This window comes from Algoriphagus sp. Y33, assembly GCF_014838715.1.
Taxonomy (GTDB): Bacteria; Bacteroidota; Bacteroidia; order Cytophagales; family Cyclobacteriaceae; genus Algoriphagus.
This window is the reverse complement of the sequence record NZ_CP061947.1, coordinates 3,014,340-3,035,250: the sequence shown is the minus strand read 5'-3', so window position 1 is coordinate 3,035,250 and position 20,911 is coordinate 3,014,340. Positions and strand designations below refer to the sequence as shown.

The following is a 20,911-nucleotide window of genomic DNA, read 5'->3' as shown; positions in this document are numbered from 1 at the left end:
ACATGAAAATTATACTAAATAAATTCCGTACCCTTTGTTGTGCAGTAGCCATTTCGGCTACAGCCGTGTCTTGCTCTTCCGACTACCTTGAGGAAGTGCCCTATGGAGAAGTGTCTCCTTCCGAGATGACTTCGCCTACCAATGTAGAACGGGCTATCATTGCCGCATACAGTGTGCTTAATGGTCAATTCGACGCTGCCACCAGCGGATTCAATTCTCCCGCTTCCAATTGGAGCTTTGGAGATGTAGTCTCCGATGATGCATACAAAGGCGGTGGAGGCACAGGAGACCAAAGCCAAATCCATCAAATGGAGATTTTTGGCACAAGTGCTACCACTACGGATGTTCAGAGAAAGTGGCTGGCACTTTATGAAGGGGTAAAGCGGGTTAACTATGCCCTCAATCTTCTGAGAGCAAGTGAGTCATTTGATCCGGCACTTCAGCCACAGCGGGAAGGGGAATTAAAATTCTTGAGAGGGCATTATTATTTTGAACTTAAGAAGATTTACAACAGAATTCCATACATCGATGAGAGCGCCGTGACAAATGAGGATTTTTACGTATCCAATACCGTCTTGTCAGATGAGGAACTGTGGGGTAAAATTGAAGCTGATTTTTCTGCTGCATATACTGCTTTGCCGGAAGATCAGACGGATGCGGGCAGACCTACCAAGATGGCGGCCATGGCTTATCTGACCAAAACCTATGTATTCCAAAATAAGTGGAATGATGCATTAGCCTCAGCCAATGAGGTGATTGCTTCAGGGAAATATACCTTATTGCCAAATTTTAGGGATGTATTCCTTCCTGATTTTGACAATAGCAGTGAAGTTATTTTTGCCGTACAGCATTCCGTCAATGACGGTGAGCCGAGCAATTACAATGGATCTATTGGGGATAGACTATCAGCTCCGGGCGGTCCGTATTACAATCAATATGGATTTCACAGGCCAAGTCAGAACCTCATCAACAGCTTCCAGACCCTAAGTGATGGTACACCGAATTTTGATGCGCAAAACAATCCCAGTGTACTTATGGATCCTAGAGTGGACCATACGGTGGGGAGACCGGGGATTCCTTACTTGGATCTGGGAATAAACTATGAAAGCAATTGGGCTAGAGATTTGGCTACCTACGGTCCTTATGGCCCAAAGAAGCGTATTGTCTCGGCTTTATCCAGCCTTCAGATCAAGACTTGGCCATATATTTCAGCCTTGAATTATTACGTGATTCGTTATGCGGATTTGCTGCTTTGGAAAGCAGAAGCGCAGGTAGAGTTAGGAGATCTTGAAGGAGCTAGAGCTACGGTGAATATTGTAAGAGAGCGTGCAGCTACCAGTGAGCAGGTGAAAATGATAGGTTCGGATGCCCCTGCTGCGGATTATGCCATAGCGGCATACCAGTCTCCTTGGGCTGATGCGGCTGCGGCACGGGCAGCGGTCAGATTAGAAAGACGGTTGGAGCTGGCAATGGAAGGCCATCGATTCTTTGATCTGGTACGTTGGGGAAATGCTGCAGAAGTGATGAACACGTATTTCGCCAAAGAGAAAGAACTTCGATCACACCTGGCAAATGCTAGTTTTAAGCAAGGGGTGAACGAGTATTTTCCTATTCCGCAAGCTTATATTGACTTGGTTGGAAGAGACTTAGTTGAGCAGAATCCGGGTTATTGAAATCCGTTCGTGTCGCCACGAACGGTGGCAGAATTAGAGGCCGTTCGTGATGAGACGTATGGCCGAAAATAGAGTATGGAAAATGCAAATATTAAAAGCATGGGGGAAACTCCATGCTTTTTTTCTGAAATTACCTATTTGATTCCCGCAGATAAAAGCACAATTGATTATTATAGTAATAAGAAAGGAATGTCAGCTTTTTTTATCCTAATCAAACGGCTTTTAAATAGTCTCTCCGTGCTGGGAAATATCCAGTCCGATTTCCTCGTATTCTTCCCGTACTCTAAGTGTCACGAATTTATTCAGCAGGAAGAAAATCACATAAGCCATTCCGAAGGAGAAAAGAGACACGCCTACCAGTACCAGCATATGGGAGCCAAACACCGCCCAGCCTCCGTGCAGCAGGCTTGAGCCTTCGTTCCCTGCAAAAATCGCCGTTAGGATCATTCCCATAATTCCGCCGATTCCGTGGCAGGCAAATACATCCAGTGTATCATCCATTTTCTTCAAAAACTTTGCATTCATCGCAAGATTGGAGACAATGGCACCGATTCCCCCGAAGAAAAAACTCTCGGGAACTGTAATATATCCCGCAGCCGGGGTGATGACTACCAGCCCGACCACAGCTCCAATACATGCCTGAAGAGCGGATATTTTTCTGCCTTGGATTCTGTCAAACAGCACCCAGGTCATCATTGCAGTAGCTGAACTGATTGTGGTAGTGGCAAATGCCACGGCTGCAGTGGCATTTGCCCCGAAAGATGAGCCGGCGTTGAATCCAAACCAACCAAACCACAGCATTCCTGTCCCCAAAAGAACATAGGTGATATTGGATGGTTCGTGGTGAGGTTTCTTTCTTTTTCCCAAGAAAATAGCTCCTGCCAGTGAAGCTAGACCCGCACTGATATGTACCACTGTACCGCCGGCAAAATCAAGCACACCAAAATAGGAGCCGATAAGCCCGTTTGGATGCCAGACCATATGGCAGAGCGGCGCATAGACGAATATGCAGAAAATCCCGATAAAGAAGAGGTAGCCTATAAATCGTACCCGCTCCGCAAAAGATCCCGTGATGATTGCCGGCGTGATGACGGCAAATTTCATCTGGAATAAGGCGAACAGAATAAAAGGAATCGTGGGTCCGAGTGTTTTGTGCGGTAATTCTGCTACCTGATCAAAGAACAGGTATTGAAATGGATTTCCGAAAATCCCGTATTTCACACCATCTATGGTAATACCGACCGGATCTCCAAATGCGATGCTGAAGCCTACCACTACCCAGAGCATAGTGACTACTCCAAGGGAAATAAAACTCTGAAGCATGGTGGAAATAAGGTTCTTCTTACCTACCATTCCTCCATAAAACAAGGAAAGCCCCGGTGTCATCAGCAAAACCAAACAGGATGCAGTGAGTAACCAGGCGATATCAGCAAAGACCAACTGATCTTCTGTTCCAAAATTTTCAATGATCGGTTGACTCTGCTTCCAAAACAATCCCACGACAGGAGCTGCAATGGTGATAAGAAAAGCTACTTTCCATTTGAATTTCATTCCACTTTTTTCCATGCCGCAAAAATAATATTTTTAATTTTTTATTCTGCATTTGAAATAAAATTCAGAATAAAAAACCAAAAATTTCAGATTTACTAAATGAATGTAAGGCGGGGGTTGATTTATAAATACTTAAAATACAGGTTTTTATATCCTGATTTGGGTATTTTTTTATCCATAAAATTAATATCAGGCCACTTAAAATAGAAATCAAGGATGGTTAAAATAAGGGAATTGCAATTTTCCGGATTATTGTTCTTAACTTAGGTTACTTGATATAAACTAGTGTTATGTTAAGTGTAAAAAGTACCGGATAAACCTGTCAGGTTTTGCTGTTAGAACCGTAATAACCTACTTATTTATCAAAAATCGATGGTGTAAACCTGACAGGTTTTGGTTAACACTATACTAGGCAGCAAGATGACGTTTTTTGAATTTGCCAAGCTGGTAAGAAATAGTTTAGGGATTTTGAGTTTGGGAACCCTTATTTCCTGTGTTTCTGAACAAGGGAACAAAGTAGCACCTGCTCTTTCATTTGACGGGGTAGCATGGATTGATCTGAGCCACACTTTTGATTCCACCACCCTGTACTGGCCGAATAACCCGGATGGGTTTCAGCACAGAGTGGACGCCGAGGGAATGACGGAGCTTGGATATTATTATTCTTCCTTTACAATAGTAAGTCCAGAGCACGGCGGTACACACCTGGATGCGCCGATTCACTTTTATGAAAAAGGAGAAACTGTAGATGAACTTTCACTTTCCAAATTGACCGGTGAAGCGGTAGTCATAGATGTCAGTGACCAGGCTCTGGAAGATAGGGATTACTTAATCGATTCGGCGGCGATTTTGAATTGGGAAGCGGAGCATGGAAAAATCCCCGGGCAGACAATCGTTTTATTCCGTACAGGATATGGCAAGTTTTATCCTGATCGGGAAGCATATTTCGGTACTGCAAAGACTGGGGCGGAGGCCATTCCCGAGCTTCATTTCCCGGGAATTCAGCCCGAAACGGCTGCCTGGTTAGCAAAAAACCGCAAAGTGAAGGCAGTGGGGTTGGATACCCCGAGTTTGGATTATGGTCAGTCCAAAGACTTTGCAACGCATCAGGCTTTGATGGGAAATCAGATTCCCGGGTTTGAAAATGTGGCCAATTTAGACCTCTTGCCGGCCAAAGGGATCTATGTGGTGGCACTTCCCATGAAAATCAAAGATGGGAGTGGAGGTCCCTTAAGGATTATCGCAGCGGTGATGGAATAGTCTAGAATCAGAGCGCTTCCCAGACCTTGTCTTTTGATTCATTCGTATTGAAAAATCTCTTCAATTGGTTTTTCAAATAGTCTTGACATCTTAAAAGCAGTCGGTAAACTTGGATCAAATTTTTCTTTCTCTATGGCATTAATCGTTTGCCTGGAGACTCCTATGATTTCTGCTAAATCTTCCTGAGTCATTCCCTTTGCTGTGCGAAAATCTCTGACGCGATTTTTCATTTGAAACGTCTTGAATTGATGACCATAGATACCAAGTAGGTAATGCCTATAAACATGACAAGAAAGCCTATATCAGCATCGAATGAGATTAAATTCAGTTGGTCAAGAAGCGAGAATGTAAGACCTACTACTACGGCAAGACCGAGGGAAATTGCCATGCTTTCCAGGTGAATTTTCTTTTCGAGTTCATCGAAATGATTGAAAAGATCTCTGTTGGCAAGGATCATCAATATGCCATTTGATAAATTAACTATGACCGCGAAGTAGGTGAGGAAGGCATTTTCATCCCAAATAAACTTAGGCCCAAATGTGGCGATTGCCAAGGTAGCTACCCATGACCATGTCCAAAGTGCTAGTTTTTTTAATCTTTTGTTTCGTTCCAATTTCATTGTTTCCATTGTGTTTTTGTAAAGTTGACTTTACAAATGTAAATAAGACTTTACAAAAGTCAAGTTTTGTTTACATTTTTTTATTCCGGAGATGAGTATTGAGGTCTTTATGGTTTTTTACTTACCGGTAAGTCGAGAGACAATAATCCCGGATTGGGATTTATTTCCGGCAAGGTATTCACTGAGTGGCTTTTCGGATATTTCCACTTTCATATTCTTGGAACTGGCATGTAGGAGATGAATTCTACCGTTTTGCTTTAGTGCAAAACCGGTATGAACTATATCCAGATTCGGCATGGAAGTAGTGATGGCGATGATGTCCCCAGACTTGATGTTCTCTTCCAGCCTGCTGATTTCAGCTTTAGGAATATAGAAATAGTTTCGTTTTTGGATTTGGTTTTCCGTGATCTGAATTGCTTCCAGATTCTCTGATTCACTGAGCTGAGGGTAGAATTTGGGGTTTTGGGACATAAAAGTCGGGGTATTTGGATAGGATGTGCCTCCAATCTCCTGTGTCATGTCCTTTATTATCCCCTTTTCCTGATTTTCATACAACCAATCCGAAAAGTAATGCAGCCGGGAAGGATAGCCTTCATTTTTGCCACCACGATAGCGCAGGTGCTCCAGTTCCTTTCCAAAACTGTTAAATGTAAAATCTGAAAGTGAGGAAAGTCTGGTGAGGGTGATAACAGTTTCCACAAAAGTAGTGCAGTCAACACCCTGAAGATTTATTACCAGTTTCTCTGTTCCCGGAAGCTCCAGCGTCTTCTCTACGTAAGGGGTTTCAAGAAACCATTGCCCGATTTCTGTCACTAGCCCATTCGTGGATTTTCCGCTAAAATCTCTTCGGGAAAGTTGGGTAAGCATTTCTTCCAGCTTCTGTCTACTTTCAAGTGTGCATACTGTTTGGCCCTTGGAGAGGAAAGGGAGAAGTAGAAAAAGGCTTAGTGCTATAATCTTGTACATGAAGGATAATCTATAAGATCAGATAAATGGAAACGAATTTAAATTACTCCCAAATAAACCGAATCTGAAAGTTTTCTTCTCATAGTTCTAAAGCTTTCATAAAATACCTCTGCTTAATACTATAAACTCAGGATAAATGCGGATATTTCGTCTTTAGGGATAGATAGGCAGCTCGTGTTTTTTTCAAAGCGATAATTCTATAGGAATAGGATTCTATATTTTGGAACGAATTGTTGTAACCGTTCTTGAGGACACCAAACGACAGCATACAACACTTAAATTCTTCAAAATGGCAATCAAAAACACCCCTATTTCTCAAAATTTGGCATTTAATACGCACGTGGATTACGTTGCAAAGGAATTTGGTTTTTTAGTTTCGGAATTTGGATTTGCTGTGTCCAAAAATGAATTCATAGGCAGAGAATTTTGGATAGTTTATTCCAATACACCTATTGATATAGAGATAGTGTTTGAAATAGGTGGACTCCCATTTGTGACCTTGAGAAATAATAACATGCCTCATGATGAATCAGCATACATCGATAACGGAGATAGCGTAGAAGAATTCAGTGTAAGAGCTCAACAAATCAAGAATAGTAGATATGAACGAAGGGAACAGCAGGATAATCACGTCATGACAAACACGGGTGGCCTTATTTTAAACCAAGAAAGTGACGACTATCTCTTGTGTGGATGCGACGAGCATATTGAATATCTGAAAGAAGCTGCTAGTACAGTTCGTAAAAACATTGAATTTAAAAGAGGAAATATAGGGATAAGAGGATACCGCTAACGGTAATAAAAGAACCCATCCAAGCAATAAGGACTGTGGATTTGAACTGCATGCCAAATGGGAGTTTTTTCCCATTTCCTTAAAAGAAATACCCCGTATAGGAGGACAGGGATATTTTAGCGATAGGTCCGGCTTGTACGCTGGGATTCTTCCATTTTTTCCTTTTCTTGCAGCGATAACCTTTTGGTGGACTTCTACTCTCTGCAGGAGGCAATTCTTCTGCATGATCTGATTAGCCTTAATTATTTGGAGATGATACTTAGAATCAGCTTGATTACGATTTGTTTAGTTTTTGTTTGGAATATCGCATCCAGTCAAACACATTTTTTTACACTTACAGGGCAACAGATTGACTTACCAAACTACTCTTTCAATGTAACAAAAGTGATTGATGAAAGAGTTGATAAAAGCAATATTGGTTGGACACAAAAGGGAATGGCTAACATTAAAGTAAATGCCGGTTTCACTGACTCATTTGAAAATGAGATAATAGATTTTATAAACCACAATCTTAGAGCAAATGGTCCAAATATTCAATTGATTGTTCGAAAATTGAAAATCTCGGAAAAGACTGGACTTTCTAAGGAAACAGGGTTTTGTGAATTGGCAATTGATTTTCTATTGGAGGAGGAATCTCAAAAATTTATGGCCTTACAAACATCAGTGACTACTGAAGTTACCGGAATGGATGTAACTAAAAAACATCCTCACAATATTGCGAGTGCCTTTAAATTGAGCTTTGAGAAACTAGCTTTGGTTGATTTGTCCGACACAGAAAATTTTTTAGCATTGCCCTCAGATGGATCATTCACGCAGATTTCCGATTCTTTAAAATATAGCTTCCCGGTGTTTCTTCAAGAAATCAAAACCGGTATTTATGCGGATTATGAAGAATTGAAAAATAACTCGCCTTCGAACACGGAAGATTTCTATATCGAAAAGAAAGAAAGGAAAGCAAATCCTTGGAATGGAACATTTGAAGTGATCCCAAAATTTCAAGAGTCAGCCCAAAAAGTTAAAAAAGTATGGGCAATTGCCCTTGATGGACAGATTTATGTTTATCACCAAAAAGAGTTCTTCCCATTGACTATTGAAAAATATAAACTTTACTTCTATGGATATGGGGTTCCCGATTATCAAAGCCTATCGACAGGAGCTATGATCGGTGGCCTAATTGGTGCTGGAATTGCTTCCGGGATTGAAAATTCCAACGCCAAAAAGCAAAAAGTAAAATACTACCTTAATCCGAGCACTGGAGAATTTGAAGAAATAATTCTGGAAAAAGAAGTGAAATAAGCCTCAAAAATACTAAAGCAGATACCTTGGGAATAGCTTAACCCCACCCCGCCATCATGAACGATCTGACTACGCCGAAAGGGGATAGGCAGTACGGGGCTCGTATACGACGGTTCATCACGCATAGAATGACCGCATACTACCGTCAGACTCTAGAATCCAACGCAATTTTAAATGAAAAAAATGACTTGAAATTGTATCATGAAATCGAGCATGTCGAAGACGACACACAGAGGGATGATTATTCACCGGGCGAGATTCCATGTGACCTTTGAAAGACAAAATATAAACACATGAAAAAAGTTTACAAAATGCCCCTTTCCGCAATTTGTGCCACATCTTCCGACTTTTGTATAAATAACAGGATAATTTAATGCCTCACCTTTGCCTCATCATTTAACGACATAAAAATTAAATAATGAGCAAGACAACAGATACAAAACAACTATTCCAAACTTTTACATTTAAAAATGGGATAGAAACCAAAAACAGGATTGTAATGGCACCAATGACAACTTGGGCAAGCAATGATGACTATACAGTATCGGACGATGAAATAAGGCATTATGAAGCTCGAAGCGGAAACGTTGGGGTGGTAATAACGGGCTGCACAAGGGTAATGGCAAACGGAATTGGCTTTAACAATGAATATGCCTCTTACGATGATTCGTTTTTACCGAGCCTTAAAAAACTGGCCGCAGCTGCAAAAAAAGGTGGGTCACCTGCAATACTTCAAATTTATCATGCCGGGAATAAAGCGGTTTTGGATCTTATTGCTAATGGTATTCCTGTGAGTGCAAGTCCTATAGCATTAGCACCATCGGCGTTTTATGCAGGAGGTGTAGTATCACGTGAACTTACGCAAGAAGAAATTCTGGAAATGATAAAGGCTTTTGGTGAAACTACTCATAGAGCAATAAAGGCAGGTTTTGACGGAATAGAGTTGCATGGAGCTCACGGATTTCTATTGCAAAATTTCTTTTCGCCATATTACAACCAACGAACCGACCACTGGGGTGGATCTGCCGAAAAAAGAATGAACTTAGCGGTAGAAGTAATCAAAGAAGTTCAAGCGGTAATTAAAAAGTATGCAGACAGACCCTTTTTGATAGGTTTCAGAATCTCACCGGAAGAGCCAGAAAGTTATAGAGTGAAAGATACTTTCCCATTGATTGATAAACTAATCGACTGCGGAATTGATTATCTGCATGTTTCACTTGCTGATCTACTTGCACAAAGGCCGATAGATGATGAAAATGGAGATGTTACTATTTTAAAATTGGTACTCGATCACGTTCATCACAGAGTTCCAGTGATTGCTGCAGGAGGTGTCAAACAGTTCAATGATGCAATAGAGGCGCTAAAAATGGGGTTATCATTGGTGGCTGTGGGACATGGTCTTATCATCAATCCGAATTGGGTGCAGCTTGCATCTAATGAAGAAAAAGCAGAGGAAGTTTTAAGTATGTCTAAGGCTGATAAACTTGCGATACCTAAAAAACTTCAGGAATTCATTCACGTAGCAAAGGGATTTTTTCAGGTGAAGGACTAGCCTTCAAATTTTATATATTACAAATAAATAAACATTGCTTATGAAACATTACAAAACGATAAGCGAACTCTATAAATCAAACGGATTTTCCCCACCTGAAAATCCGCTGATTGGTATATTAACATTTGAGGAGTCAGAAAAATGTACTTTCATCGAGAGGGAATTTACGATGGGATTTTATACGATTGCATTGACAAAATTAAAATCAGGGACTTTTCAATATGGTAGAACAAAGTACGACCACGAAAATGGGTCTTTGGCATTTCTAAAGCCACATCAGAAAATATTGATGAATAATGTAGAAACAAGTGAAAAAGGATTTCTACTAAATATCCACGAAGATTTTTTAGTGAACCATAACCTTCATTCAGAAATAAGTAAATATGGATATTTTGATTACGAAGTGAACGAAGCTTTGCATCTGTCGCCAAAAGAAGAAGATATTGTATGGGAATTGTTCAACAAGATAAAGTTGGAATATTACAATAATCAAGATGAGTACAGCAAGGATATTATGCTTACTCATATAGATTCCATTTTGAAATATGCTCAACGGTTTTACAAACGACAATTCTTGAATAGGTCTGTTTTATCAGGCACCATAATCACGAAATTTACTGACATACTGAAACAATATTTTGAAAACGGAGGTCTCCAAAGAGAAGGTTTACCGTCTGTAAAATATATGGCTACAAAGCTAACCTTGTCACCTAAATATTTAAGCGATTTATTAAAACAAGAAACAGGCAAGACAGCTTTAGAACATATTCACATTGCATTAGTTATCGAAGCAAAAAATATTCTGATGAGTACCGACAAAACAGTAGCCGAAACTGCCTATCAATTAGGTTTTGAAAATCCACCTTATTTTTCAAGACTTTTCAAGAAAGAAGTAGGCGTAACACCTACCGAATATAGAGAACAGTTTTTGAATTAGGGATAGAATGTGATCCTGAAATTACATTGGTGGCACCAAACATGCGCGTTCTAATGCAGATGAGGTGGGGATGCCAATTGAAAATGATACATGGGTAGGATAAGGTTGCCGGCAGGGCAAATTAAATCCTATCAACCTGATAAACTGGCTACTCAGAGCGGGTAACAGACAACAATACCACAAAACTGGGAAGAGTTTGTTCTAAAAATACCTTCGTCTCTTTTTGCTATCTCTGAAGATTGTTTATTATTTACTTATAAGATGGAATTAGAGCAATCAAAATATAGTAGCTTAATCAATCAAATCGGTGATTTATTACGACAAGGCAGACATATTGTGGAATATGAGCAGGACGGTAAAGAAAAGGCCGAATACGGAATTTTTTCCTATTTCCTTAAAAGAAATACCCTGTATAGGAGGACAGGGATATTTTAGCGATTGGCTGTTCCATATTTCTAATCTATCCTAGAAAATATCCTTTCCCAACGAACCTTATCCAGTCCTTCACCATGTTCGTTTTTTGAGAACAATACCATGACCGGTTTGCCTACAATATGACTCTCGGGTACAAATCCCCAGTACCGTGAATCGATAGAATTGTCCCTGCTATCGCCCATCATAAAATAGTAGTCCTTCTTGAATGTGTAGTTATCAACCTCTTTTCCATCAATTTCCAATTTCCCCTTGGTAAGCTTCACCTGCTTATTTCCCTCATATTTTTCAATCAGTTCACCGTAGAAGCCCATCGTCATATCATTGATTTGGATGCTCGTTCCTTTCTGGGGGACAGTCAGTGGACCGTAGTTGTTAAGATTCCAAGAATTGCCCATAATCTCAGGAAACAGGGGAAAGCCAACAGGTGAGTCTGAACCGGTCTCAATAGAAACTACATCAGGCGCTTTTTGGATTATAGCTAATTGTTCATTTGTTAAAAACATGCTGTAAATGATTCTGTTTTCAGTGCTATATCCGGAAATCCAAAAATCATCTTTATCCAAACCAACGTTGGTCAGGTGATGCGATTGAAGTGGGTAGTTCGTAACGACATGGTATTGGAACTTTATCCCGGGAGGATTGGCCATTTGTTCACCATTGATGAAGATATTTCTATCCCTGATTTCAAGTATATCCCCGGAAACTGCGACACAGCGCTTGACAAGGAAAGTCATCAAGTCACTTGGCCGGTCTTTTGGATCAAGTAAGTCTTTAGGAGTATTGAAAACCACTATTTCACCTCTCTCTACATTCCTTAAGCCCGGGAGCCGGTAAGAAGGAAGTTGAATCCAATCAAGATACGAGGGTATTTCAGTACCCCATATTTTCTGGTGGGTCAACGGTACCTGCAACGGGGTTTGAGGTGTTTTGGGGCCGTAGTGGGCTTTGCTCACCAGGATATAATCTCCGACCAATAGTGAGTTTTCCATTGAGCCGGTAGGGATGACATAGGCTTCTGCCAGTGACCACCGAAATAAGGTGGCAACTACCACCGCAAATACCAGTGCATCCCGCCACTGGATCAGTGTTGATTTTTTGGTTGTAGGTTCAGTTTTCATCAAAAAGGATCATGGAAATAATGAAGTGGTCATATAGGATTAAAAATATAAGTTGGGATCGACAAAAGCCATTCAATTGTACCGGTTTAAAGGAATTTAACAATTCTTCTTCGGGGCAGGCTAGCCGACCTTGAAAAATCAATTATTAGCAGATGAAATCGAGCATGTCGAAGACGACACACAGTGGGATGATTATAAACCGTGCGAGATTCCATGTGGCCAATAGAAAACAATTATAAACACATGAAATTCTGGGCGATTTAGCTGTCCCATCCGGGGAATTGCTTTGTGTCGGGTGTTTTACCTTCAGGGTAAAGGGGGCCGGATATAGCCGTTCGTGGAGACACGAACGGCGGCGAGGGGTTATAGCCATTCGTGCGACATGAAATGCGGCGAGGATTTGTGGTGCACGAACGGTGGCGGGGATTTGTGGCCACACAAAGGGCGGCGCAACTTTCTTTCCAATCATTTGCATTTTAATTCCTACCGAGTAAATTTATTACTCAGTCATTGATAAGTTCTAAAAAGGGACTGAAGGGGCGAAGCTGTAGTTTAAGTAGCAAGATTCTAGACCCAAGAAAATAAGCTGCAAGCCGGAGATAACGGGAAATCATCAAGTAGCAAGAACCAAGAATCAAGATTCTAGATTCAAGAAGGTAGAAAAGGGTCGACAATAAACAGTAGGGGAATTCTCAGTAGTTATTCCCCGACACTGGTTTTAATTCTTTAGCCTTTTGACGATTAACCTTCAAGTAGCAAGTAGCTTTATATTTCCGGAAACCTTTTCAACACTTCAATACCCATGGCTCTAATATGCAGATGAATGACGGCTATCAGATTTGTCGGATAATTAACTTTCATGTCTAAGACAGTAATAAAAGTAGAAAACCTCTCAAAACGCTATCGTTTAGGATTAAAAGAGAACCAAGCTAAAACATTAGCTGGCCAAGTGGCAAATTTGATTAAATTCCCTTGGCAGAATTTAAAGCGACTTCGCGAAATGAATCGATTTGGTACCGAGGACGATTCTGTGTTCTGGGCATTAAAGGATATCAATTTTGAAGTAAAAGAGGGAGAGGTATTGGGAATTATTGGCAAGAACGGAGCAGGGAAATCTACTTTACTCAAAATACTGTCTCAGATTACCGAGCCAACTTCCGGTAAGATCGAAATATATGGCCGTGTGGCTTCACTCTTGGAAGTAGGAACCGGATTTCACCCGGAGCTGTCCGGTCGGGAGAATATCTATATGAATGGGACTATTCTGGGAATGACCCGCAGAGAGATAGATTCTAAGCTGGAAGAGATTATCGATTTCTCGGGTGTGGAGAAATTTATCGACACGCCGGTCAAATTTTATTCTTCCGGAATGAAGGTTCGTTTGGGATTTTCTGTAGCTGCTCATTTGGAGCCGGAGATTTTGATTATCGATGAAGTGCTGGCGGTAGGGGATTATGAGTTTCAGCAGAAATGCTTGGGAAAGATGGAGGATGTAGCGGGACAAGGAAGGACGGTTTTATTTGTTAGTCATAATTTGCAAGCTGTAACTACCTTGACAAATAAATCTATAGTATTAGAAAATGGTGTTTGTATTTACCATGGAGATACAGATGGTGGAGTGCAATCTTATCTCAATACTGGCAGAAAAAACAGTTTAAATTTTGAGAGTGATCATAAATCCGGAATTATAAAAGTAGAATTAAAGACCTCCGAGCCAAATAACGTCCATAGATTCGGCAAAATGTTGTCAATTAAAATTACCGTAGAATTACCTTTGAGATTAGTTAATCCTGCAATAGCATATCAAATTTTTGACGAATATGAAAATGCTATTATTCATGAATTATATATAGGTTCTGAAATGAAGTTCACTAGAGATGGGAATCAATTGACAGTCAAATCAGAATTGAATGAATTGAAATTATATCCAGGATCATATACTTTAAAAATCCATTTTGCAGACAATTTTACAAAAACAAAGATTGATACCGTCTCAAATGTTTGTCCTTTCAAAGTTGAAGTAATGGGGGAAACGAGAGATTATTATTGGCAGCAAGGTGCTGCAAAATATGTTGCAAATGGAAAGTGGTCTGTTTAATGCAAAATCCAGTTAATAATAAGTATAAATTAAAAGTCGAGGATTCATTTAGGGTTGAAGATATAATTAATCAATATAGACATCAATTCAATCAGGATGTTAATAGGTATTTTAGAGATGTTGAAAATGTAAAAGTTTATAAATGTCAAAAAACAAAATATAGATTTTATTATCCTTTTACAATTGTAGGGGATGGACAATTCTATGAGTTTTTGAGTGTAAATAAAAGTAATTATTACCATAGCAGATGGGAACATAAATTGGCCTTAAATTTTGCTAATAAATCCGAAAAATGGCTTGAAATTGGTTCTGGAAATTCGTACTTCCTCACCCAACTAGCAAGTAGAGGAGTAGAAATTTTAGGCCTGGAGCTTAATCAAGTGGAAGTAGATAATGCCAGAGCCAATGACTTAAAAGTTGTAAATGAAGATTTTTTTAACTTAAAAAAGGACTTTGGAAAATTTAATGTAATTGCATTATTTCAGGTTTTAGAGCATATGTGGGATATATCTTTATTTTTTAAAAAAGCATCTGATTTATTAGAAGCAAAGGGCAAGATTATTTTCTCTGTACCTAATTCAAATCCATATTTATATGTATATGATAAATTGCATACCTTAAATCTTCCTCCCCACCATATGGGACTCTGGGACATAGAGTCAGTTAGATTAGTAGGTAAGGAATTTGGATTTAAGCTGATTGATTGTCAAACAGAGAAATTGTCTTATGATGAGTTAATTTATATATTTAGGAATTCCAAGGTATTTGACTTACTTAAGCTGAATTTTAAATATGGTGTTTTGAAATTAATATATGTGATAATCCCATTAAAATTAAAACCTAAAATTGCTAATTTGTTGAGAAATAGATTTTTAGAGGGAAGGAATTTATTTGTTGTTTTAGAGAAGATATGATCGATTTTAACCCCCAAGAAATAACTTTTGAAAATATTGATAGATTCTATATTAAGCGTTCAATTTTTAAATTTCTTGAATCAAGAAAGAGCGTTTTGAAAGGAGATTTTCTTGATGTTGGATGTGGAGAAAAGCCCTATGAGTCTTTGATATTGTCGAATTCAAAAGTAAGTTCTTATTCGGGAATTGATTTGATAGGTGGGTATGAATACAAAGAAGGTGTAAAGCCTGATTTTTATTGGGATGGGATTACTTTTCCTTGTGAGGAAGCAGTTTATGACTCTGCAATGGCTACAGAAGTATTAGAGCATTGTCCCGATCCATCTATTACTTTAAGAGAAATCTATAGAATTCTTAAGAAGAGTTCCCCTTTGATATTGACCGTTCCATTTATTTGGCCTACACATGAGGCTCCCTATGATTTCTATAGATACACACCGTTTGGACTCAGGCATTTATTGACAAAGGTAGGTTTTGAAGATATTGAGATTACTTGTCTGGGAGGTTGGGATGCTTCTTTGGCTCAAGTTCTCGGGCTATGGCTAAAGCGCAGAAAAATGAGTAAAGTAAATCAAAAACGGCTCTTTTATATAATAAAGCCTGTTTTTAAGTATTTATTGAAAAATGACAGGATTTTAGATGAATCGAGTGAGCAGAACTTGATAACTAGCATAGGGGCAGTGGCATGGAAAAAGTAAGAGTTTGTTTTACTTCCACGGCTTTGAATGCTTATTCTGAAACATTTATCAAAAATCTTAAAAGTGGATTGAAGGGTGAAACTTTTCATTGTTTTGGTGATTTTTTCCCCTATTTATCAGAAGATAAAAATCTTCAAAGCTACAAGACTCCACCACTATTTGATTTGATTAAGCAAAGAACCGGATTAATTAAAAGACCCTTAAAAGAATATTACCTGATCAGGTACCTCAAGTCTCGGCGCATTAATTTAATTTTTGCTAACTATGGGCCTTCTGGCGCAGAACTGGCTCCTATTGCAAAAGAACTTAATATCCCCTTGATTGTGCATTTTCATGGATTTGACGCATCTATTTATGAAGTGTTGACAAAATATCAAAATGCTTATTATCGCATGTTCACTATTGCCAAAGCAATTATTGTCGTATCAGAAGAGATGAAAACAGATTTGATTGCATTGGGAGCTCCTGAAGAAAAGCTTTTCAAGATTACTTATTCACCAAATCAGTTGTTCTTTGATGTTACACCTAATTATCAGAGTAATCAGGTGTTGGCTGTTGGAAGATTTGTAGAGAAAAAGGCACCATACCTGACCTTATTAGCCTTTCAAAAAGCAAAGGACAAATGCCCTGATTTAAGTTTAAAATTTGTTGGCACAGGTGAACTCATGTCAGTTTGCCATGACCTTTGCAAGGTTTTAAAAATACAAGATGTTCATTTTGCAGGGGTTTTAACTCCTGAAGAGATAGCAACAGAAATGAGTAACTCTTTATGCTTTATTCAACATAGTAAGAAGGCTACAAATGGGGATAAGGAAGGTACTCCGGTAGCGATATTGGAAGCTATGGCAGCAGGACTTCCAGTGATTAGTACAAAACATGCAGGTATTCCTGATGTGGTGAAAGATGGAATAAATGGATATTTGGTAGAGGAAGGCGATGTGTACAGAATGGTAGATCTGTTAGTTAACCTTGCACAAAATAGAATTAAGGCAGCTGAATTAGGCAATAGAGGCAAGGCTCTGGTTTTGCAAAACAACTATCCAAAAGGATACAATGAGAAGTTAAACTTGATCATTCATAGTAGCATTGCAATTGACTAGGCTAGTATCCATTTTAATTCCCAACTTCAATAAAGCTCCTTATCTCCAAGAATGCTTAGAGTCTGTACTTGCTCAGACTTATAAAAACTGGGAATGCATCATTGTGGATGATAGTAGCACGGATGATTCGTGGGAAATCATTAATGATTTTTTAGCCTTAGACTCTAGATTTCAGATTTTCAAACGGCCTGGTCATTTGCCAAAAGGAGGAAATGTTTGTCGTAATTTTGCTTTAGAAAAGTCAAAAGGTGATTTCATTTTTTTTTTAGATTCTGATGATGTGCTTGCTCTCTATTGCTTAAGCCAAAGAATGGAACACGTTTATAAAAATTTAAATCTTGATTTTTGGGCATTTCCAACTGCTTTATTTGAAAAAAAAGTATCAGATGCTCAATTTCTATGGAATATAGATGAGTTAGGGGAATCTGATTTAAGCAGATTTTTAAGAATGGACGCACTGTGGCAAACTTCGGGGGCTATTTATAAAAAGGAGTTTTTGGTTGCTCTTGCAGGGTTAACTCCTTCTAGAAAATTCTGGCAGGACTACGAATTACATCTAAAAGCAATTATTCGGACCAATTCGTATGAAAAATTTTTCAATTTACCTCCTGATGTATACATCAGGAATGGGGACCCTTCTTCTCTAAGTCGTTCTACACCATTTGCAGGAGATTTGAATATTTTGATAGCGAGAATTAAATTTTTAGAGGAAATTGAAATATTTACTGAATCCTTAGGTAAAAAATTCTCATGCGAAGAATGGCATTCGTTTGTATCATTTAAATACTACCTTATTCTTCAGCTCTGGATCAGGCATGGAAAATATAAACTTTTTAAAATCAGGTGGAAAGATTTATGTTATAAATACAAATTCCCATTCTCATGGATATTGTTTGGCTATTTTGAAGCCTTTTTCTTAAAAGCTAAAAACAGATTGAGCATTAAAGAAACAGCAAATGTTATTTCCCTAAGAATTGCGCCTAATCACTATTTGAACAGAAATATTCTTCAACGATCTCAAATAGGAGTACATTTAATAAATTAAAATTGAATTTACATACTATTTACTTTACACTTTGTTCCAATAACTATCTAGCTCAAGCTAAGACGTTGGGTGATTCGGTGATAAAGATTTATCCTGATTGCCGTTTTGTTATTGGCTTAGTAGACCTCCGAGATTCTTCCTTTGATTATTCTTTATTCGCAGAAATGGAAATTTGGGGCTTTGAGGAATTGGGCTTTGAGGAATTTGATGACATGCTTTCTCGATACAATGTCATTGAGTTTAATACGGCTGTAAAGCCTTTTTACATCGACTTTTTATGGAGACGCTACGGACAGGATAATTCAATTATTTATCTCGATCCTGATATTTTACTTTATCGTCCATTGGATCATATTTTTAAGGCTTTAGAGAAGTTTTCTGTGGTATTGACACCCATGTTCTGTGAAGTCACAGAGAAAATCTCGTTGGACGAACTAGTAGCTTTGCGACACGGGATGTTTAATCTGGGATTTATTGCATTAAAGTATTCTGAGGATAGCCACAAGCTGATTGCATGGTGGAAGGAACGTCTACGTACCCATTGTCTCATTGACAAGCCAAAAGGAATATTCGTAGATCAAAAGTGGATGGATTTGGCACCATTACTTTTTGAAGGGGTATATATCTTAAAGCACCGTGGTTATAATATGGCTTGGTGGAACTTCTCTGAACGGGTTCTTTTGCATAGTCAAGGTGAGTTTGCGGTTAATCAAGCTGATCAGTTCCTCCATTTTTTCCACTTTAGCGGATTTAAGCCAGGAAGCGATTCCATTACAGGAAGATCTGGCGAACCAGAATTTGCGTATTCCAACAAACCGGAACTCAGGCGTCTAGGTAAAGCTTATGAAGAATTGCTTCTTGAGAATAAATATGATTTTTTCAACGCCCTGTCACCAAAACTGACTTTTTATACTCCTAGGATTACTTGGAAAACCAAAGTGAAAAAGAAACTGAAAAGTGTTTTAAAACTTCTCGGATAAACATGGAAGTAGGCGTTTCCATAGTCATTTGTACTTTCAACGGCCAACAGCGTTTAAAAAAAACACTCGACCATGCTACAAATCAACTTACCACTTTTCCCTATGAGATTTTGGTGGTGAACAATAATTCTACAGATGATACTGGATTATGGGTTGAATCTTACATTGCTGAATCCGATTCTAAAATGCCAGTCCGGTTATTAAAAGAAGAGCGGCAGGGCTTGTCTTTTGCCAGAAAGAAAGGAATAGAAGCGGCAAATTTCCCATTTATCCTTTTTTGTGATGATGACAATTGGTTAAATTCAGATTTCATTCAAATAGGGGCTGACATCCTTTCTGCTAATTCTAACATAGGAGTTTTGGGCTCTTTTGGAATACCTAAAATCGATGGAACTAAGCCTGATTGGTTCGATCAATTTTCGCATTCCTATGCTGTAGGTTCTTTGGGGAAGTCTTCAGGAATACAACCTAAAGGATCTTATCATTACGGCGCGGCTTGTTTTTTTCGGAAGGAAGCGCTTGTCAGATTAAATTCTATAGGATTTGAGAGCTTACTTACTGATCGAAAAGGTCAGAATCTTAGTTCGGGTGGAGATGTAGAATTATGTTACGCAATTCAACTTTTAGGGTATGAGCTTCATTATGATGAACGTTTGAGATTTTTCCATTTTATTGAAAAACATAGATTGGAATGGGAGTACTATGTTAAATTAAAAAAAGGGATTTCGGCTTCATTTCCTTTACTGGAAAGCTATAGTTTCAAGTGTTTTCAGAATAAATCTGAGTTTAGGAATCATTTATGGAATAAGTTTTTTATAGTTCTCAAAGGAATAGTAAAATCAGGAATTAGTTCGGTAGTCTCTCAAAGTAGTCAGAATGAGTTGAATTGGATTAATACTACTTCAAAATTTACTGCTTTTGTCACAAACTATAAAAAAACAACTAGTGCCTTTGTGAGGAATCGACAGATTTTTAATGCGTGAGTTCTCTATAATTATTCCTGCTTTTAACGGTGCTGATTTGATTTCAAGATCAATCCTATCTGTGATAAATCAATCCTACCAAAATTGGGAACTTATCTTTATTGATGATGGTAGCACCGACCTTACCTATCAGCAGACATTATTTTATTTGTCAGATAAAAGAATCAAGTATTACTACCAAGAAAATGCTGGTGTTAGTAAAGCTAGGAATTCAGGCGTTGAAAAATCGAATGGAAAATGGTTGATTTTTTTGGATTCAGATGATGAGTTGGATACAGATGCCTTATTGAATTTTAATAGCCATATAGATGCTCACCCTGATTGCGTACTATTTATCGCTGGAAATTTAAGGATCACATCTTCAGAAAGGATAATCAACCTTCCTGAAAATGGTAAACATTCCACATTTCTTGCAGGTACTTTTTGCTTAGACAAGAGTGTTTTCTCCAAAGCGGGAGGGTATGATACAAGGCTTCGATTTTCAGAAAATACTGAATTATTCCATAGGGTGTTGATAGAAAGGATAAAACCCTCTTATTTGAATGATATATCACTTATCTATCATAAGAGCGAATGTGGTGGAAGCAAAAACCTCCTAAATATGATTGATTCACTTTTGATTATTTTAGATAAGCATCAAAATACACTTACACATAAGACTAAGTATCTCTACCATCAGATAATCGGAGTCAATTATATGCGCTTTCAAAACTTTTCAGAAGCAAGGAAACATCTTTGGAAAGCATATAAGTTACAACCAACTAAAATGATGACATTGGGAAGGCTCGTTCTATCTTATTTTCCTCAGCTTTCCAAAAAGATGTATAAACTAATTATTAAGTAAGTTTAATGTATCGATTCATATATGGATTTGGCTATGGAAATCTAAATGC

At 38.5% G+C, this 20,911-nt stretch carries 19 protein-coding genes; 14 read left to right on the top strand and 5 right to left on the bottom strand.

The features are described from left to right. Positions 1–2 precede the first annotated feature (2 nt). Entirely contained in the window at positions 3–1,673 is a 1,671-nt protein-coding gene (locus tag ID165_RS12235) for a RagB/SusD family nutrient uptake outer membrane protein (protein ID WP_192350978.1), read from the top strand. Positions 1,674–1,895: 222 nt separating this feature from the next. Here ID165_RS12235 and ID165_RS12230 read toward each other — a convergent pair whose 3' ends face one another. After that, entirely contained in the window at positions 1,896–3,239 is a 1,344-nt protein-coding gene (locus ID165_RS12230) for an ammonium transporter (RefSeq protein WP_225587109.1), read from the bottom strand. A gap of 378 nt (positions 3,240–3,617) precedes the next feature. Here ID165_RS12230 and ID165_RS12225 point away from each other — a divergent pair, with 378 nt between their 5' ends. Then, complete coding sequence (locus ID165_RS12225) at positions 3,618–4,484, top strand: cyclase family protein (protein ID WP_225587108.1); 867 nt, start codon at positions 3,618–3,620, stop codon at positions 4,482–4,484. A gap of 38 nt (positions 4,485–4,522) precedes the next feature. Here the strand turns inward: ID165_RS12225 and ID165_RS12220 are convergent, their stop codons facing one another. The 3 genes from ID165_RS12220 to ID165_RS12210 form a co-directional block, all read right to left on the bottom strand. Then, on the bottom strand, positions 4,523–4,714 hold the full coding sequence (locus tag ID165_RS12220; protein ID WP_192350976.1) for a helix-turn-helix transcriptional regulator: 192 nt from the start codon (positions 4,712–4,714) through the stop codon (positions 4,523–4,525). Then, on the bottom strand, positions 4,711–5,103 hold the full coding sequence (locus ID165_RS12215; protein WP_225587107.1) for a hypothetical protein: 393 nt from the start codon (positions 5,101–5,103) through the stop codon (positions 4,711–4,713). Before ID165_RS12215 ends, ID165_RS12220 begins: the two co-directional genes overlap by 4 nt. Positions 5,104–5,220: 117 nt before the next feature. Next, entirely contained in the window at positions 5,221–6,069 is an 849-nt protein-coding gene (locus ID165_RS12210; RefSeq protein ID WP_192350972.1) for an N-acetylmuramoyl-L-alanine amidase-like domain-containing protein, read from the bottom strand. 289 nt (positions 6,070–6,358) lie between these two features. Here ID165_RS12210 and ID165_RS12205 point away from each other — a divergent pair, with 289 nt between their 5' ends. The 4 genes from ID165_RS12205 to ID165_RS12190 all read left to right on the top strand — a co-directional run bounded on the left by ID165_RS12205 (position 6,359) and on the right by ID165_RS12190 (position 10,647). Further along, on the top strand, positions 6,359–6,862 hold the full coding sequence (locus tag ID165_RS12205) for a hypothetical protein (RefSeq protein ID WP_192350970.1): 504 nt from the start codon (positions 6,359–6,361) through the stop codon (positions 6,860–6,862). A gap of 252 nt (positions 6,863–7,114) precedes the next feature. Next, complete coding sequence (locus ID165_RS12200; RefSeq protein ID WP_192350968.1) at positions 7,115–8,158, top strand: DUF6563 family protein; 1,044 nt, start codon at positions 7,115–7,117, stop codon at positions 8,156–8,158. A gap of 418 nt (positions 8,159–8,576) precedes the next feature. Then, entirely contained in the window at positions 8,577–9,710 is a 1,134-nt protein-coding gene (locus tag ID165_RS12195) for an NADH-dependent flavin oxidoreductase (RefSeq protein ID WP_192350966.1), read from the top strand. 40 nt (positions 9,711–9,750) lie between these two features. Then, positions 9,751–10,647, top strand: coding sequence for an AraC family transcriptional regulator (locus ID165_RS12190; protein WP_192350964.1), 897 nt, complete (start codon positions 9,751–9,753; stop codon positions 10,645–10,647). A gap of 455 nt (positions 10,648–11,102) precedes the next feature. On the opposite strand, the gene lepB is transcribed toward ID165_RS12190, so the two are convergent. Then, the gene (gene lepB / locus ID165_RS12185; protein WP_192350962.1) at positions 11,103–12,200 is read right to left on the bottom strand and encodes a signal peptidase I; all 1,098 of its coding nucleotides are present in this window, start codon (positions 12,198–12,200) and stop codon (positions 11,103–11,105) included. Positions 12,201–13,059: 859 nt separating this feature from the next. On the opposite strand from lepB, the gene ID165_RS12180 reads away from it, so the two are divergent. From ID165_RS12180 to ID165_RS12145, 8 genes are all read left to right on the top strand, one after another. After that, entirely contained in the window at positions 13,060–14,298 is a 1,239-nt protein-coding gene (locus ID165_RS12180) for a polysaccharide ABC transporter ATP-binding protein (RefSeq protein ID WP_192350960.1), read from the top strand. Beyond that, positions 14,298–15,212, top strand: a complete 915-nt coding sequence (locus tag ID165_RS12175; protein WP_192350950.1) for a bifunctional 2-polyprenyl-6-hydroxyphenol methylase/3-demethylubiquinol 3-O-methyltransferase UbiG — start codon at positions 14,298–14,300, stop codon at positions 15,210–15,212. The genes ID165_RS12180 and ID165_RS12175 overlap by 1 nt, the downstream gene beginning before the upstream one ends. A gap of 95 nt (positions 15,213–15,307) precedes the next feature. Beyond that, a complete protein-coding gene (locus ID165_RS12170; protein WP_192350948.1) occupies positions 15,308–15,910 on the top strand; it encodes a methyltransferase domain-containing protein in 603 nt (200 codons plus the stop codon). Next, entirely contained in the window at positions 15,898–17,010 is a 1,113-nt protein-coding gene (locus tag ID165_RS12165) for a glycosyltransferase (RefSeq protein ID WP_192350946.1), read from the top strand. The genes ID165_RS12170 and ID165_RS12165 overlap by 13 nt, the downstream gene beginning before the upstream one ends. Then, on the top strand, positions 16,997–18,055 hold the full coding sequence (locus ID165_RS12160) for a glycosyltransferase family 2 protein (protein WP_370539751.1): 1,059 nt from the start codon (positions 16,997–16,999) through the stop codon (positions 18,053–18,055). Before ID165_RS12165 ends, ID165_RS12160 begins: the two co-directional genes overlap by 14 nt. 2 nt (positions 18,056–18,057) lie before the next feature. Continuing rightward, positions 18,058–19,035 (top strand): glycosyl transferase, encoded by a 978-nt coding sequence (locus ID165_RS12155; RefSeq protein ID WP_192350942.1) that lies wholly within the window; start codon positions 18,058–18,060, stop codon positions 19,033–19,035. Then, on the top strand, positions 18,981–20,018 hold the full coding sequence (locus ID165_RS12150; RefSeq protein WP_192350940.1) for a glycosyltransferase: 1,038 nt from the start codon (positions 18,981–18,983) through the stop codon (positions 20,016–20,018). Before ID165_RS12155 ends, ID165_RS12150 begins: the two co-directional genes overlap by 55 nt. Next, on the top strand, positions 20,011–20,862 hold the full coding sequence (locus ID165_RS12145) for a glycosyltransferase family A protein (RefSeq protein WP_192350938.1): 852 nt from the start codon (positions 20,011–20,013) through the stop codon (positions 20,860–20,862). Before ID165_RS12150 ends, ID165_RS12145 begins: the two co-directional genes overlap by 8 nt. Positions 20,863–20,911: the final 49 nt, after the last annotated feature.